Origin of the sequence: Radiobacillus kanasensis (assembly GCF_021049245.1) — a bacterium.
Lineage (GTDB): Bacteria > Bacillota > Bacilli > Bacillales > Amphibacillaceae > Radiobacillus > Radiobacillus kanasensis.
Map to the genome: position 1 here is coordinate 2,197,897 of NZ_CP088020.1, position 14,847 is coordinate 2,212,743.

Genomic DNA, 14,847 nt, shown 5'->3' on the forward strand with positions numbered 1-14,847 from the left:
CTGGATGAACTCAAAAAGAAGGGATGGGAAATAACAATTCCCCACCATAACAAGCTATACCCTCTTTTATTCCTTCTCATACCATGAATGAAAAGTTTTTGTAAGTTTTCCTGATAATACGTCTAATAAAGATATGACTCGAGAATATTCCATTCGTGTTGGTCCTAATAATGCAATCGTTCCAACTTGTTGATCTCCTAAAGAATACGTAGCTGTGATTAAGCTGCAATCCTGCATGGCAACAATTTCGTTTTCTTGCCCAATCGAAATTTTTATCCCTTCCCTATTCGAACGAAGCACTTCTGCTAAGTATTCTTCTTGTTCAATGATCGAGTACAAGGATCTAATCTTGTTAATATCCTTGAATTCTGGTTGCATGAGGATATTCGTTTTCCCACCTATATAAAGCTTAACCGGATGTTGGTCTATTAAAGCTGACTTCAAATACGTATAGGCGGTTTCATAATCATTCGTATAAGCTCTAACTAGATCTGCAATTTCGGTATAGAGCTTATCCTGTAGCTTTATAATTGGAACTCCTGCGAGTCGTTCATTTAAGATGTTCACCAATTTTTCTAAATCACCAGACTTTATTTCTTTCGGAATCGAGAAGGTACGATGCTCGACATGTCCAGTGTTCGTTACCAGAATTGCTACAGCAGACAGTGAGGTTAAGTTGATAATCTGCAGCTGCTTTAATTTTGTTTCGAACACTTCAGGACCCAAAATTATGCTCGTATAATTGGTTAAGTCAGATAACACCTTCGCAGACTTCTGCACAACACGCTCAAATTCAACCATTCCCTTTTCAAAAGTGTCTGTGATAATTCCTAAGTCAGTATTAGACAAGTGAAAGGGAGATATTAAATGATCGACATAAAAACGATAGCCTTTTTCCGATGGAACTCGACCGGAGGAAGAGTGCGTTTTTTCAATAAAACCCATCTCTTCTAAATCAGCCATTTCATTTCGGATGGTGGCAGAGCTATACTCTACCTCTTCCCTTTTGGAAATGGCTCTCGACCCTATCGGCTGAGCCGTCTGGATGAATTCATCAACAATGACTTGTAACACTTGCAATTGCCTCTTAGATAACATCGATGATCACCTCTGTTAGCACTCCTTAACGATGAGTGCTAAATCTAATAATAAATTATCAAAACAGGACTTTATTGTCAACGCGAAAGCTCAGGAAGATTCATCTAGCAAAAACTCTTGGAATACTTCATTACCAAACAACAAGCCATCCTCGGTTAATTGGACCGCATCACCTTTTACTTGAAGCCATCCTTTTGCTTGCAAACGATCAATAGTTGAACCGTATAGTTGAATAAGATCTTGGTTATATTTTTGTGCAAAGGACGCAATGGAGACTCCTTTTATCTTGCGCAGTCCAAGAAACATCTCTTCCTCTATTTGTTCTTTTCGTGTGATAGGCTCTTCATGTAAGACAGGCTTTCCGTTTTTGAGTGCTTGTTCCACATACGCAGGAAGTGGTCGTAAATTAACAACTCTTTTCCCAGGTAAATATCCGTGTGCACCCGCACCAAAGCCATAATAATGCTGGTTATCCCAATAGGTTAAATTGTGCTTACTTTCCATACCTTTTTTCGCAAAATTACTGATTTCGTACTGATTCAATCCGTTCTCGATCATCTTTTTACGGAGTAATTCGAACATTTGAACTTCTTCTTCCTCTTTCGGTCGGTGAAGCTTTCCTTTTCGATATCTATTGTAAAATATCGTTTTCGGTTCAATCTGCAACGCATATGCCGAGTAGTGGGGTAAGTTGAAGGACAAAGCTTCCTCTAAGGTCCTTTCAAAATGCTCCACGGTTTGATGAGGAAGACTATATATCAAATCAATACTTACATTCCGTAATTCTTGTTGGAATAATAAATCCAAATTATTATAAACATCCTTCACTCGATGAACGCGGCCAATTTCTTCTAACATTTTGTCATCAAATACTTGAACACCTAATGAAATACGTTGTACCCCATAATGTTTTAGCAATTTAATTTTCTCAAGGTCTAAATCACCTGGATTTGCTTCAAAACTATATTCCAAGCAATTTTCCACATCGAAATTTTTCGATATAAGTTTCAGAAGACGCTCTAACTGTTTGTGCGTTAAAGCAGTTGGTGTTCCACCACCCACGAAGATCGTTCGAACGGATTTATTCGGTTCATCTATATTCGTTTCTATTTCTTTTTCGAGTGCTTCCAAATATTCATTTGCTAACTTCTCGTCATAGAAAAACTTCGTAAAGTCGCAATAGTGACAAATTTGCTGGCAAAATGGAATATGGATATAAACGGAGGAGACCATTATGATGTCCACTGCCTTTCTTCTTTTTTTCTTTTGGTAGTACTATCAGTAAAACCCCTGTCAACTCCTGACAAGGGTTTTAGCTTTCTATTCGTCGTCCATTCTTAGTACAGCCATAAATGCTTCTTGAGGCACTTCTACAGAGCCTACCATTTTCATTCGTTTTTTACCTTCTTTTTGTTTCTCCAACAATTTTCGTTTACGGGAAATGTCTCCCCCGTAACATTTTGAAAGAACGTTTTTACGCATTGCTTTAATCGTTGAACGAGCCACAATTTTATTCCCTACAGCGGCTTGAACAGGAACTTCAAATTGCTGTCTAGGAATCAATGACTTCAACTTATCTACGATTTGCTTTCCACGTTCAAAAGAGAAGTCTTTATGCACGATGAAAGAAAGGGCATCAATGGTGTCTCCATTTAAAAGAATATCCATTTTCACAAGCTTGGAGTTCTTATATCCAATCAACTCGTAATCAAAGGATGCATAGCCTTTTGTTTGAGATTTCAGTTGATCAAAGAAATCATAGACGATTTCCGATAACGGAATTTCATAGACAACATTCACTCTAACTTCGTCCATATACTGCATATCCATGAAATCTCCACGTTTCTTTTGACAGAGCTCCATAACAGCACCGACGTAATCATTCGGTACCATAATAGATGCTTTTACATAAGGCTCTCGTATTTCTTCCACTTTTTGTGGATCTGGCATAACGGAAGGGTTATCAACAGATATAACTTCACCATCGGTTAATTCCACTTCGTAGATAACACTAGGTGCGGTCGTAATTAAGTCAATATTAAATTCTCGTTCAATGCGCTCCTGAATGATTTCCATGTGAAGTAATCCAAGGAAACCACAACGGAAACCAAAACCTAGTGCTTGGGATGTTTCCGCTTCATATTGTAAGGAAGAGTCATTTAATTCAAGGCGCTCTAAAGCTTCTCTTAAATCATTATATTTGTTGGCATCTACAGGATATAATCCACAGAAGACCATTGGATTGAGGCGACGGTATCCTGGTAGTGGTTCATCTGCAGCGTTGCGAGCTAACGTTATCGTATCCCCAACTCTTGTATCTCCTACGTTTTTAATAGAGGCGGTTAAATACCCAACATCTCCAACAGTTAATTCATTTTGTGGTACAGGCTTTGGATTGAACACACCAATTTCGTTCACTTCAAATTCTTTACCTGTTGCCATCATTTTGATTTTATCGCCAATTTTCACAGAGCCTTCTTTAATACAAACGTAGGCTACAACACCACGATAGGAATCATATAAGGAATCAAAAATTAGTGCTTTTAATGGTGCATCCGCGTCCCCAGCCGGTGCGGGAACTTTTTCTACGATACGCTCTAATATTTCTTCGATTCCAATTCCTGCCTTCGCAGAAGCGAGGATCGCTTCATCTCCATCAATACCTAGAACGTCTTCAATTTCTTGCTTCACTCGCTCAGGATCCGCGCTCGGCAAATCGATTTTATTAATAACAGGGATGATTTCTAAGTCATTGTCCATCGCCAAATAAACGTTAGCAAGTGTTTGGGCTTCTATCCCTTGCACGGCATCGACTACTAATATCGCACCTTCACATGCAGCAAGACTTCTCGATACTTCATATGTAAAGTCGACGTGGCCCGGTGTATCAATAAGATGAAATAAGTACTCTCCATCATTTTCACGTTTATATTTTAATTGAACAGCATTTAGTTTAATGGTGATCCCGCGTTCTCTTTCCAAATCCATGGCATCCAAAAACTGTTCTTTCATCTCACGTTGCGTAAGAGCTTGTGTTTTTTCTAAGATACGATCGGCAAGGGTGGATTTTCCATGATCAATATGGGCGATGATGGAAAAATTCCTCACTCTATTCTGATTTCTATTCGTCAAAGGTGATCACTCCAGCAAAATACATAGTAAGCTAACATTCCTTTATTACTAGGATTGATTATAGCAGTACAACTGGGTATATTCAATCCTAGCCTGTTTTTCACAAAAATCTTCCGTAAAGAATGAAGCAACGGGACCATTGCTATAAATAGAGAGGTGGTCAGTGGGCCTACTCGTTTTCAACGGACAAACTGAAGATCCTCCTCGTCCGATTTGTTCCCTGCATCCCCTTCCCCCATAAGAAGTAGATTAATGGACCTATTGCCACAGTAATCATGGTACCTTCATTCTAATAACATGCTAATAACCGGTTTTCTACCTCCTAAAAAAACAGACCAAATCCAATTCGATTCACTCTTCTAATTGGATCAGGTCTGTTTGTTGACATGTTTCTTTATCTTACTGGGAAGAACTTCTTATCTGCTTAAACACCTAAAAGAACGTCTGCACAATCTCATGAGCGGATTTAACGAGACCGTTGTAAAACCATTTCACACTATGCTCCATAGCTCCAGCAATCTTTTGAGTCATATGCTCAGATTCCATCTCTTCAAATTTCTCTTGTTTTTCTTCGACCGAAACTTGTTCGAAATCTTGTCCCATTACTTCGATTTGATATTCTTCTTGATTGTTCTCACCCGTTTGTACCGCTTCTTTTAGAGAAGAAGTTGTATATCCACGAATCTCCGTTACCCCTTCACTAGCCTGATCGATGCCAAATAATACGCCACCTAGAAATAATAGAACCATTATCAACATACCTATTAACATTTTTACCATCTTCTCTCACCTCTATGGATTCCCTTGTACTTTTTCTGCTTGCCAGTAGTACTCACTAAACACTTTTGCTAACGCGTCCGCTGATCGGTAGAGTTCTTTCATGTTATTTTCTACTCCACCAATCTCGACAATAACGGATTGATCAGATAAATCTTGGTTGTACACTCCGTTAAATCCAGATCCGCCTTGTGTTTTTACACCTCGACTTATGCCTGGGTACATCTCGTTTAACTTGTTGTGTAAATCGGTCGCTAACTTCAGATTTGTTTCGTTATCTGGATTGTCACTTCCTACAATAAAGAAGAAGCGAGCATAGCTTTTTCCGTCAATAGTCGTTGTAGTTTCTTCCTTACCTTGTGAATCTCGATGGATGTCAAATATATATTGAATGTTCTTATTGGTCGCTAGGGCTTCTTCTACAATAGGCTTGGAAGCTGTATAAGACTGCCAATATTCCCAGCCCTTCTGGTTTAACACATTCATGAAGTCCGTATGATCGACTTGTGACCCTATCCCTTGGCTTTTCAAGCTCGAAGCTAACCGATTACTTACTTTCGATATATTGACCTCAGAGTGATAAGCTTCATCCTTCGACGTTCCTTCTGGTAAATGTGGTAAGAAGGATTCTCGGTTATGAGTCGTATATAGAAAAACTACATTTCGGTCACCTGTCGTCGGTTGTCCGTTTGTATCATTCGATTGCTCAGGCGGTTGTTCCACCTCTTCTTCCGGCATCTTTGCTTCGCGATCCTCCAAAACAACATCTAGAGGTGCAGCGGATTCAATGGGAAGGTTTGTGTAGTCTGTTCCTTCCCCTGCTACAATGATTTTTCCATTGTAGGCATCGAAACCGGGAAGCTCTCTTCCTAACAATGTTCTCGGATCATTAGGCTTTAAACTAGTAGCCATTTGAAACATAAGATTAGAGACACTTAATGGATCTTTGGATTCCGGAAATGCCTCTTCAAACAAACGGTTTTCCATTCCCATAAAATAAAGAAAAGATGCTCCATCAATTTGTCTTGTCCATTCATTTATCGTGTTAGAAGACAGCCGATAGGCCGGTTTAATCGATGTCAGGATTCCGATGAATAAAAATAATAAACCTATACTGATGATTAAAAGACTTCCTTTTTTATACCATGGCTTGGACTGTTTGATGAATTGGTTTAGGGATGTATTTGGATTTGTGTTCATCGTTCCATCCTTTCTACGTTCTATCTATCATGTTTAATAGAATCTATGAACGTATAACAGAAAGTAGAACGAATCCTACAAGGAAATTAAAAATAATTACAAAGTCTCAGCCTATCTCGTATAGGATTCAAAATTGTCCATATCGACATTTTCATGAAGAGCCGCGTTTAAGCCCGACGCTAGTACATGCGCCATATCTTTCATGTAGCTATCCACTTCCTTCGGCGTCACCATGAGGTTGTGTCCGAGTGGAGTTAACACTTCTTTAATAAGAGAACGTTTCTCTTCTTCATCTAGCTCCCCTACCATTCCTAATACAGCTTTTCTTTTCTCCGGGTCTGGTAAATCTTCTTCTGTTAATGTCTTTTTACCAAAACTCATACCAGCAGGAGATAACGCTTTGGAAGGTCTATCCTTTTCCTTCCACTCTCTTCCAAAGTGCTTCAATAAAAAGTCAATCGTATCACTTGTAATCGTTACAGCATCCACAACGGTAGGTACACCAAGAGCAATGACTGGAATACCTAGTGTATCCTTGCTAATCTCTTTCCGTTTATTTCCGACACCTGATCCTGGGTGAATACCAGAATCCGATAATTGAATCGTTGCATTCACGCGTTCAATCGATCTAGAGGCTAAAGCATCAATCGCAATAACGAAGTCAGGTTTTGTTTTTTCAATGACTCCATGAATAATATCGCTTGTTTCTATCCCCGTTAGCCCCATAACACCTGGTGTCATTGCAGAGACAGGTCGATAGCCTTCTTTCACAGACTGTGGTTGTAACTCAAATAAATGGCTCGTGATCATTACTTTTTCTATGGACATTGGTCCTAAAGCATCTGGTGTTACGTTCCAATTACCTAGTCCAACCACTAACCCTTTCCCTTCTGACGGAATGTTACTAGCTTTCAAAAGGTTAGTTAGTTCCTTGGCTAATACACGGGCGGTTTGCTCTTGCATTTTTGTATCCTGTTTTTTTACCGCTTCACTATGTAAAGTCACGTAAGTTCCGGGCTTCTTTCCAATTTTTTCTGCCCCTTGTGCATTGATTTGTACGTACGTGACTTCAATATCTCCTTCTCGTTTGTCTGTAATAGAGACCCCTTCTATTTGGTCCTCTTTTTCTTTGTCTTTCTCTACATACATGTCCTTCGCTTCTACAGCTAAGTCGGTTCGCACCTGGTATTGGTTATCATCTTGGTTCATTATGATAGGACCCCCTTTTTTTATTCCTAGGGTTTCCATCATGAAGGAATTACATACTAAAAGGACTTGTAGAATTTCCTTTTTTTCCTCTATCAGAATAGATTGCTATTGAAAAGAGAGGGACACTTTGGTAAAATGTCTTTTGTTATAGGTAGATGTTTTACTCTGGAGGTGAAAAGAAATGGCAAATATTAAATCTGCGATCAAGCGTGTTCGTGTGAACAACGACCACCGTGCACATAACATCTCTATTAAAACGGATATGCGTTCCCAAATTAAACGTGTAGAAAGCTTAGTAGAAAGCAAAGATGTTGAAAATGCGAAAGCTGCATTTAAAGTAGCTGCTCACAAAATTGACAAAGCAGTTCAAAAAGGAATCATCCACAAAAACAAAGGCAATCGTCAAAAATCTCGCCTAGCTAAAAAAGTTAACGATTTATCCGCTTAACTTTTTATGACTTATGACCAACACAAACGATCCATTCACTGGGTCGTTTTTTATTTTCTATTAAAACAAAAAACGCAGACTTGATTGATTTCCGTTGCGGAAGTCGCTATCCGCGAGCACAGCTTGAGGTCGCCTCCGAGAAGATATTCGGCTACGATAGCAAGAAAGCAACAAAGTATGCAAAAGATCCTAATAAAAATGCAAGGGAGATGAAATCCCTTGCTTAGGCAATCGATGCTTTTATATGAATGAGTTGGTATAAAAGTATTTCAAATGCAAGTTGTTTATCGACCTTCCCCTGTTTGATCCGGGCATCTGTCTCGGCAAAAATATCTAATATCTTACGAAGCTCATCCATTTGAAAGCTTGCTTCACGGCTTGCAGATATCTTGATGACATAAGGATGTACCTTGAGCTGCTGAGCCATTTGTTGCTGAGAATACCCTTTTTGCTTAAGCACTTTCACATGCGTAATCGTTCTGAATTGAGAAGCCAATAAAGCTAGTAAAGCAATAGGATCCTCTTTTGCTTTTTCGAGGTCTTTATAAATGCTAATCGCCTTACTCAAATTTTTCTCAATCACAGCATCGACTAACTGCAAACCAGTTGTGTCAGCACTTCGAGATAAAAGAAGCTGCGCAACATCTTTTGTAATGTTCCCGTTCTCCCCCACATAAAGGGCTAGTTTTTCCAGCTCCTTCTCCAACATCGAAAGGTTTGTACCAATTTCTTGACTGAATAGTGGCAATGCTTGATCATCCACATAAACATTAAGCTGTAGGGCGATATCCTTCACCCACTTATGCAAATCCCATTCTTTCACAGGTTCACACGTCACGACCTCACTGTGTTGCTTTAACAGCTTTGTAATTTTCTTTCTCTCATCAAGCTTTTCATATGGTGCGATGAGAACGAGAATAGAGAAATCAACCGGTTGACTTAAGTACGATTGTAAGAGGTTAATATTATGTTCAATCCCTGATTTATCCGGTTTTGTTTGAAGAAAGGATGCTTGGTTTGCAAATATAAGCTTTCGTTCCCCAAGAAATGGGTAAGTTTCCACATCGTAGATGACCTCTTGAATCGAAACCTCTTCTAAATCATATGTAGAAATATTTGTATCGCGATCCTCATTCGGCATAACATGTTTGATGAGCTGCTTTTTAACCTTCTCCATCAGGAAAGCTTCCGTTCCATGTAGTAAATATACCGGAGAAAATTGCTTCTTTTTTATTTTTTTGATAGTATCCAAATAAGTCATTGTTTTCACTCCATATTCTATACAATTATCGTATAAGGAAAAATGGAGGAAGGCAAGAGAAAGAAAATAAAAAACTGGGAAATAGCCGGACCGCTATTCCCCAGATGAAGCAATCTATATCAACGCTTCCTTCCCAGACCTAGGACACTACGAAGGAAGCGATATTTGCTGTACTTATAGATTGACCTAAATAGAGAATTATATGGGTGTAAAGTCTTGCTAACAAAGGTAAGTCATATTATTTTAGGAAGATTTGAAATCGAAGTGGATTTTTTTCTATGTTTAACTTATACTAAATAATGGACTAGGAGGGATTTTATGAACGAATTTGAAAAAGATGTACAGTCTAAGAATCACGATATCCTTGATTCAGGAAAAGGCTTCGTTTTCTCATTCCTTTTCTTCATGATCATATTCTTTATTGGTGTTGTCGTGGATATAATCGGATCATAAACAAATATAGCGAATGAAAGAGACTGGCAGTATGCAGTCTCTTTTTTGTGAATAAGAAAATGTCTATTCCTATTCTGTATGGATGTATAGTATGATATATCTTTCTTTTTGTTATCCGTGTTTATCTTCTAGTTAGTCTATGGAATATACTTAAAAAATGTTCCTTCTTCTTTTTTAAATTCGTACATGATGGCTCCATTTAGGTCCGTTCTCATGATTGAAACGTCATACTTCTTTAAACGCTGTATAACATCTTGATTTGGATGACCATAGCGGTTATCCTGCCCAACGGAAATCAAAGCCATTTTTGGTTTCGTTCTTTGTAATAACTGCTCAGATGTCGATGTCTTACTTCCATGATGAGCAACCTTTAAAATATCGACATGCAAATCTGAATAGTCTGTTGTAATCTTTTTTTCTTCCTCCACCCCTATATCCCCGGTAAATAACCAATCTAAACCACCTAATTCAAAAAACAGTACTAAGGAGTTCCGGTTTTTTTCACCAAGGTCTTTGTCTGGATGGAACGTATAAAAGGATTGCCCTTGTATATAAAACACTTCCCCTTTTTCCACACTTTTAACCTGAATTTTTTGTTTTTGGAGCCCATTTTTTAGTGCAGGTTCTAGTTCAAAAAAGGGACTTGTCCAAATTGATTTAACGTTGAAATGCTGCAGGAGAAATGGAACACTCCCAACATGATCTAGGTCATTATGGCTTATGATAATTGCATCAATGGTTCGAATGCCCTTTGCCTGTAGAAAAGGACGAATCACTTGAGTAAAAGTTTGGTCAGTTACTTCATTCGTGATGGTCCTCTTCCCCGCCGCGTCGATTATGATTACACCTTGTCGATATGGAAGTTCTAACACAAAGCAATCCCCTTGCCCAATGTCTAACATGGTTAACGTGCCTTTTGGATTCAAATAAGGAAGCATAGAATGGATGACAAGAAGAAGGACGAAGATACACCCACAGAGGAATGCTCTGTTATGAGATTTTCGTAATTGAGCCTGCATCATAAAAATGAAGCAAATAAAAAGAAGGAAGATGAATGGAAGAGAAAGCTTTCCGGTTACCCATGGTATGTAAGCAAACTCGTCTATAGCATAGAGGCATTGGATAACCGTTTGATGGAGTCCCGTGAATAAGTGCTGTAGTAATATTCCAACCCACGGTAACAGAATAACAAGAAGAAATAATACAACAACAAATGGCATGACGATAAATGAAAAATAAGGAACAACCATAACATTGATGAGTACCGATAGTGGATTAAAGGAGTAAAAATGAAAAGCCTGTAATGGAAGGACACATAGCTGTGCGATCAAACTAATTCGGAGGACGACAAGCAAGGAAGAAGTACTTTCTAACCACTTTTTTGATAAGAGGATACTAAAGGTCACTAGAAAAGAAAATTGGAAACCAATGTTGCGAATCATCGTAGCATCTGTAAGGAGAAGAAAAATAAAAACCACACTTATAATATCTGACACAGGATACTTTACGTGAAAACGCTGTAGCATAATGGCCAAAATCACCATAGACGAAGCTCGCCAGATTGAAGGTTCCCCTCCTGCAAGAAAAGCATAGAAAGGCAATAAGAAAAGAATGCCTAATTGAGCCTTTTCTTTCGTTACTTGTCCAATCTTTATAAGAGCAAGGTAGACCATTCCAATTAATAAACCAACATGAAGCCCTGAAATAGCTAATAAATGAGACAGACCCCAACGCCGGAATAGCTCTATGGTTTCATCTGGTAAAGCACTGTCATCTCCCAGCAATAGTGCTTGTAACCAAGCGCTTGTAAATGAATCATACCGTTCTATATACCCGATCCATTTTTCTTTCACTGAATAGAGATATTCGAGGTGACTTGATCCCATACATTTAAAAGAGACCGGATTTGTTACTTGAAAGTAAATACCATCTTGTTCTAAATATTTCCGATAATCAAATTGACCAGGATTTCTACTACCATCCGGAATTTCTTTCTTTCCTTCCATCCTACATATGGCCCCATACTTAATAGTAGATAAGTTCTTACGAAGATCCTCTCGATTTTCCGGAAAGATCGTAATCATCGTCTTCTGCTTGTTTTCTTCTTCGATAACAAACGTATAACGATCGGCTTTACGGGCTTCGATCGAAACAATTTTGCCCTGGAATGTGGACGAAGTAGATGTTTGTGGTGGAGAAGATTTCGGAGTAGAGTCGAACCAGAAAAACAGCACAAATGTAAATAGAAGTAATAGGACCAAAAAAGCACGTAAATGGCTATGCTTATAGTGAACCCAAGCTAGCCACAATAAAAAGATACCTAACAAACTATACGTATCAAAGGTGGCCGTTAGTGCAGCGATTAATGCTGCAAAAGCTAGCCAATGCCAATAGCCTTTTATTAGGACCACCCCATTTTTCAAGATTTTATTTCAGCTGTATAGATACTTGCTCCAGAGGCACTTTTTCTACTTGGATGTCAGCATCACGAAATAGCTCAATGGCATAAGGATGATTTTTATAATCCTCTGCATAATACACAGCTTTTATTCCACTTTGGATAATCGATTTACAGCAATGTAAGCAAGGAAAATGTGTAACATAAATCTCTGCACCCTCTGTTGGAACTCCAAACTTAGCACACTGTAAAAGGGCGTTTATTTCCGCATGAATGGTACGGACACAATGCCCGTCGATTACATAACATCCTTCATCCGAACAATGAATACCTCCTGATACACTGCCATTGTAACCTCCTGCAATAATACGTTTATCTCTTACAACAGTTGCTCCAACCATTAAGCGCTGACAAGTACTTCTTAACGCTAAGAGATGACTTTGTGACATAAAATATTGATCCCAAGATATCCGTTCCATATTCGCTACCACCTTGTACAAATTATCCTTTTAGTGTACCCCCGCCCTATTTGATAGTCAATATGTTTAAGGAACTCGCAACTGATTTTCAAAGTTAGCTAACGTCTTTTCCCCAATTCCAGGAACCTGCAAAATATCTTCCTTAGATTGAAAATTTCCGTGCTCTTCCCGATATTCAATAATGGCTAATGCTTTCTTTTCTCCAATCCCATTCAACTCTTCTAATTCTGATTGGTTTGCACTATTGATAGATATCTTGTTACTTTGAACAGAGATACTCCCTCCTGTTGGACTCTCTTCACCTTTTTTTGGTACAAGAATAACCATCTCGTCTTGAATACGTTGTGCCAAATTAACAGCAAGCTGATTCGCGTTTTCTGTAAAACCACCAGCTTGTTCAATAACCTCTCCTACTCGGACCTCAGTTGTAACTTCATAAACTCCAGGCTTGTTCACTTCTCCTTTTACATCGACAAGGGCTACAGGTGATTTTATCCCACTCTCTTTCGCTTCCTTAAGTTGCTCCTCTTGTTTCTCTGCATCTTCTATCGTAAAGCCTTGTTGCTTTTGCTCCTGAGCTGGGTGTATCCATTGAATAAAAACAAATCCTGCTCCTATAAGTAAGAGGACACAAATGATCCAATTGTTCTTTATCCAAACCAAGGAATATCACGTTCCTTTCATATTTTCTCTTTCAAAACATAGAATGTTGTAGATGAAATCCATGAAGAGTGGGGGAGCAACAATGAAATGGGGAGTAATAGGAACAGGTAACATGGGGAGCATTCTCATTAATAGCTGGATGTCCTCCAATGTCGTGCAAGAAGATCATTTGTACATCCATAATCGAACTTTACAAAAGGCATATGATATTCAAAAAACATATCCTGACATTCATGTTTCAGAGCAAGTCGAGGATTTAATTGATGAAGTAGATATTGTATTTGTTTGTGTAAAACCACTAGAAATTCATCCATTACTTAGCAAAACAAAAGAGCATTGGCGAGAGGATCAATGCTTAGTTTCGATTACAAGTCCTTTTTCTGTAGAGAAACTTGAATCCTTAGTTCCATGCCAAGTAGCCAGAATGATACCGAGTATTACGAATCGTGCTTTATCTGGAATTACGCTATTAACTTTTGGAGAAAGCATGTCTAAAGAAAGGAAAGGTTATTTGGAACAAAGCAGTAAAATATACTCTACACCATTCTATATTGAAGACGATATCACGCGTATTTCATCCGATATCGTTTCCTGCGGTCCTGCTTTTTTTGGTTATTTGGCAGAACAGTTTATTGAATCAGCTGTAGCCGAAACCAAAATAGACAAACAAACAGCAACAGACCTAACAGAAAAAATGTTTGTAGGTTTTGGGAAGCTTTTAGAAGATGGTCATTTCACCCTACCTGAGCTTATTCAAAAAGTATGTGTGAAGGGCGGAGTGACCGGTGAAGGGATCAAAGCTATGGACAACGAGCTTGGGGATCTATTCCATGTATTGATAAGAAGCACCCATGCCAAGTACGATGAGGATGTCTCCAAAATAAGTGAGCAGTTGCAAATAAGGGACTAAGAAAAAATTCGACAACTGGCTGTATATTCCTGCAAAAAAAGTTCGAATTAGCTAAATTAGCTTTTTCGAACTTTTTTACATACAAAAAATATTCTTTCAGCCGAGGAAATGTTCGTAGCTTGTGAATCAAAGTCCCCAAAAACGGAAACCACTTCAAAACCAGCTAGCTTTAACCACTCGCGATAACTTTTTTCGGAATAAGTACGTTGATGGTGAGATTCATCAAAACGACTGTAGAGTCCAGACTCCTCTTCCTGTAAAAAGAAGGTTAGTTCATGAAATACCTCCCCCACAGCCTCTCCTGATTCACACATCCAAATATAGCTGACGTCCTCATAGACTTCAGAAAAAATCTGATTCCTTAAATCGTTTTCAACGTGATCGATGGAGTGAACATCAAATATAAATAAACCGCCCTCTTTTAACGAACCGTGTACTTGATCAAACACGGTAGCTACGTCAACTGCAGAGGTAATGTAGTTCATTACATCACAAAAGCTTATCGCCAGATCTTGATCCTTTATACCACTTAAATAACGAATATCTTGCTGAATCCACTGAATATGTAATTTTTCGTTCTCCGCTTGGTATCTTGCCTGTGCAAGCATTTCATCGGAGTAGTCAACGCCGATTAGTTGATGTCCATGACTAGCTAATCGGCGTGTTATAGGACCCGTTCCACAACCCAAATCTAATATACGACAGGGTTGGTTGGATTGCTTTTCCATCCATTGCAATGCCAGCTCTGTCCACTTTTCGTAAGGTGCATCCTTCATCAAAACATCATACACCTTCGCCATGTTTTGATAGGACATTGGC

General features: G+C 38.7%; 14 protein-coding genes. 3 read left to right on the forward strand and 11 right to left on the reverse strand.

Annotation, left to right across the window (positions count from 1 at the left end):
- Positions 1-66: 66 nt before the first annotated feature.
- From hrcA to gpr, 6 genes are all read right to left on the reverse strand, one after another.
- On the reverse strand, positions 67-1,098 hold the full coding sequence (gene hrcA, locus KO561_RS11460) for a heat-inducible transcriptional repressor HrcA (RefSeq protein WP_231093389.1): 1,032 nt from the start codon (positions 1,096-1,098) through the stop codon (positions 67-69).
- 90 nt (positions 1,099-1,188) lie between these two features.
- The gene (gene hemW, locus KO561_RS11465; RefSeq protein WP_231097119.1) at positions 1,189-2,331 is read right to left on the reverse strand and encodes a radical SAM family heme chaperone HemW; all 1,143 of its coding nucleotides are present in this window, start codon (positions 2,329-2,331) and stop codon (positions 1,189-1,191) included.
- An 87-nt stretch (positions 2,332-2,418) separates the two neighbouring features.
- Positions 2,419-4,230 (reverse strand): translation elongation factor 4, encoded by a 1,812-nt coding sequence (gene lepA / locus KO561_RS11470; RefSeq protein ID WP_231093390.1) that lies wholly within the window; start codon positions 4,228-4,230, stop codon positions 2,419-2,421.
- A 432-nt stretch (positions 4,231-4,662) separates the two neighbouring features.
- On the reverse strand, positions 4,663-5,010 hold the full coding sequence (locus KO561_RS11475) for a DUF3679 domain-containing protein (RefSeq protein ID WP_231093391.1): 348 nt from the start codon (positions 5,008-5,010) through the stop codon (positions 4,663-4,665).
- A gap of 12 nt (positions 5,011-5,022) precedes the next feature.
- Complete coding sequence (spoIIP, locus tag KO561_RS11480) at positions 5,023-6,207, reverse strand: stage II sporulation protein P (protein ID WP_231093392.1); 1,185 nt, start codon at positions 6,205-6,207, stop codon at positions 5,023-5,025.
- Positions 6,208-6,318: 111 nt separating this feature from the next.
- The gene (gpr, locus tag KO561_RS11485) at positions 6,319-7,416 is read right to left on the reverse strand and encodes a GPR endopeptidase (protein ID WP_231093393.1); all 1,098 of its coding nucleotides are present in this window, start codon (positions 7,414-7,416) and stop codon (positions 6,319-6,321) included.
- A 181-nt stretch (positions 7,417-7,597) separates the two neighbouring features.
- Here gpr and rpsT point away from each other — a divergent pair, with 181 nt between their 5' ends.
- Entirely contained in the window at positions 7,598-7,864 is a 267-nt protein-coding gene (gene rpsT / locus KO561_RS11490; RefSeq protein WP_231093394.1) for a 30S ribosomal protein S20, read from the forward strand.
- A gap of 223 nt (positions 7,865-8,087) precedes the next feature.
- Here the strand turns inward: rpsT and holA are convergent, their stop codons facing one another.
- Positions 8,088-9,125: a DNA polymerase III subunit delta gene (holA, locus tag KO561_RS11495; protein WP_231093395.1), complete on the reverse strand. Its 1,038-nt coding sequence runs from the start codon at positions 9,123-9,125 to the stop codon at positions 8,088-8,090.
- 318 nt (positions 9,126-9,443) lie between these two features.
- Between holA and KO561_RS11500 the strand changes: the two genes are divergently transcribed.
- The gene (locus KO561_RS11500) at positions 9,444-9,578 is read left to right on the forward strand and encodes a YqzM family protein (RefSeq protein ID WP_231093396.1); all 135 of its coding nucleotides are present in this window, start codon (positions 9,444-9,446) and stop codon (positions 9,576-9,578) included.
- A 137-nt stretch (positions 9,579-9,715) separates the two neighbouring features.
- On the opposite strand, the gene KO561_RS11505 is transcribed toward KO561_RS11500, so the two are convergent.
- The 3 genes from KO561_RS11505 to KO561_RS11515 form a co-directional block, all read right to left on the reverse strand.
- Positions 9,716-12,001, reverse strand: a complete 2,286-nt coding sequence (locus KO561_RS11505; RefSeq protein WP_231093397.1) for a DNA internalization-related competence protein ComEC/Rec2 — start codon at positions 11,999-12,001, stop codon at positions 9,716-9,718.
- Between the two features lie 4 nt (positions 12,002-12,005).
- Positions 12,006-12,455 (reverse strand): ComE operon protein 2, encoded by a 450-nt coding sequence (locus tag KO561_RS11510; RefSeq protein ID WP_231093398.1) that lies wholly within the window; start codon positions 12,453-12,455, stop codon positions 12,006-12,008.
- A 66-nt stretch (positions 12,456-12,521) separates the two neighbouring features.
- Complete coding sequence (locus KO561_RS11515) at positions 12,522-13,118, reverse strand: helix-hairpin-helix domain-containing protein (protein WP_231093399.1); 597 nt, start codon at positions 13,116-13,118, stop codon at positions 12,522-12,524.
- Between the two features lie 82 nt (positions 13,119-13,200).
- On the opposite strand from KO561_RS11515, the gene comER reads away from it, so the two are divergent.
- Entirely contained in the window at positions 13,201-14,028 is an 828-nt protein-coding gene (comER, locus tag KO561_RS11520) for a late competence protein ComER (RefSeq protein WP_231093400.1), read from the forward strand.
- Positions 14,029-14,084: 56 nt separating this feature from the next.
- Here the strand turns inward: comER and KO561_RS11525 are convergent, their stop codons facing one another.
- Positions 14,085-14,843: a class I SAM-dependent DNA methyltransferase gene (locus tag KO561_RS11525; RefSeq protein ID WP_231093401.1), complete on the reverse strand. Its 759-nt coding sequence runs from the start codon at positions 14,841-14,843 to the stop codon at positions 14,085-14,087.
- Between the last annotated feature and the right edge of the window lie 4 nt (positions 14,844-14,847).

Excerpts from the sequence above, each read along its gene's own strand:
- hrcA (WP_231093389.1), bottom strand. The coding sequence starts at position 1,098 with ATGTTATCTAAGAGGCAATTGCAAGTGTTACAAGTCATTGTTGATGAA.
- hemW (WP_231097119.1), bottom strand. The coding sequence starts at position 2,331 with ATGGTCTCCTCCGTTTATATCCATATTCCATTTTGCCAGCAAATTTGT.
- KO561_RS11475 (WP_231093391.1), bottom strand. The coding sequence starts at position 5,010 with ATGGTAAAAATGTTAATAGGTATGTTGATAATGGTTCTATTATTTCTA.
- spoIIP (WP_231093392.1), bottom strand. The coding sequence starts at position 6,207 with ATGAACACAAATCCAAATACATCCCTAAACCAATTCATCAAACAGTCC.
- gpr (WP_231093393.1), bottom strand. The coding sequence starts at position 7,416 with ATGAACCAAGATGATAACCAATACCAGGTGCGAACCGACTTAGCTGTA.
- rpsT (WP_231093394.1), top strand. The coding sequence starts at position 7,598 with ATGGCAAATATTAAATCTGCGATCAAGCGTGTTCGTGTGAACAACGAC.
- holA (WP_231093395.1), bottom strand. The coding sequence starts at position 9,125 with ATGACTTATTTGGATACTATCAAAAAAATAAAAAAGAAGCAATTTTCT.
- KO561_RS11500 (WP_231093396.1), top strand. The coding sequence starts at position 9,444 with ATGAACGAATTTGAAAAAGATGTACAGTCTAAGAATCACGATATCCTT.
- KO561_RS11510 (WP_231093398.1), bottom strand. The coding sequence starts at position 12,455 with ATGGAACGGATATCTTGGGATCAATATTTTATGTCACAAAGTCATCTC.
- comER (WP_231093400.1), top strand. The coding sequence starts at position 13,201 with ATGAAATGGGGAGTAATAGGAACAGGTAACATGGGGAGCATTCTCATT.
- KO561_RS11525 (WP_231093401.1), bottom strand. The coding sequence starts at position 14,843 with ATGTCCTATCAAAACATGGCGAAGGTGTATGATGTTTTGATGAAGGAT.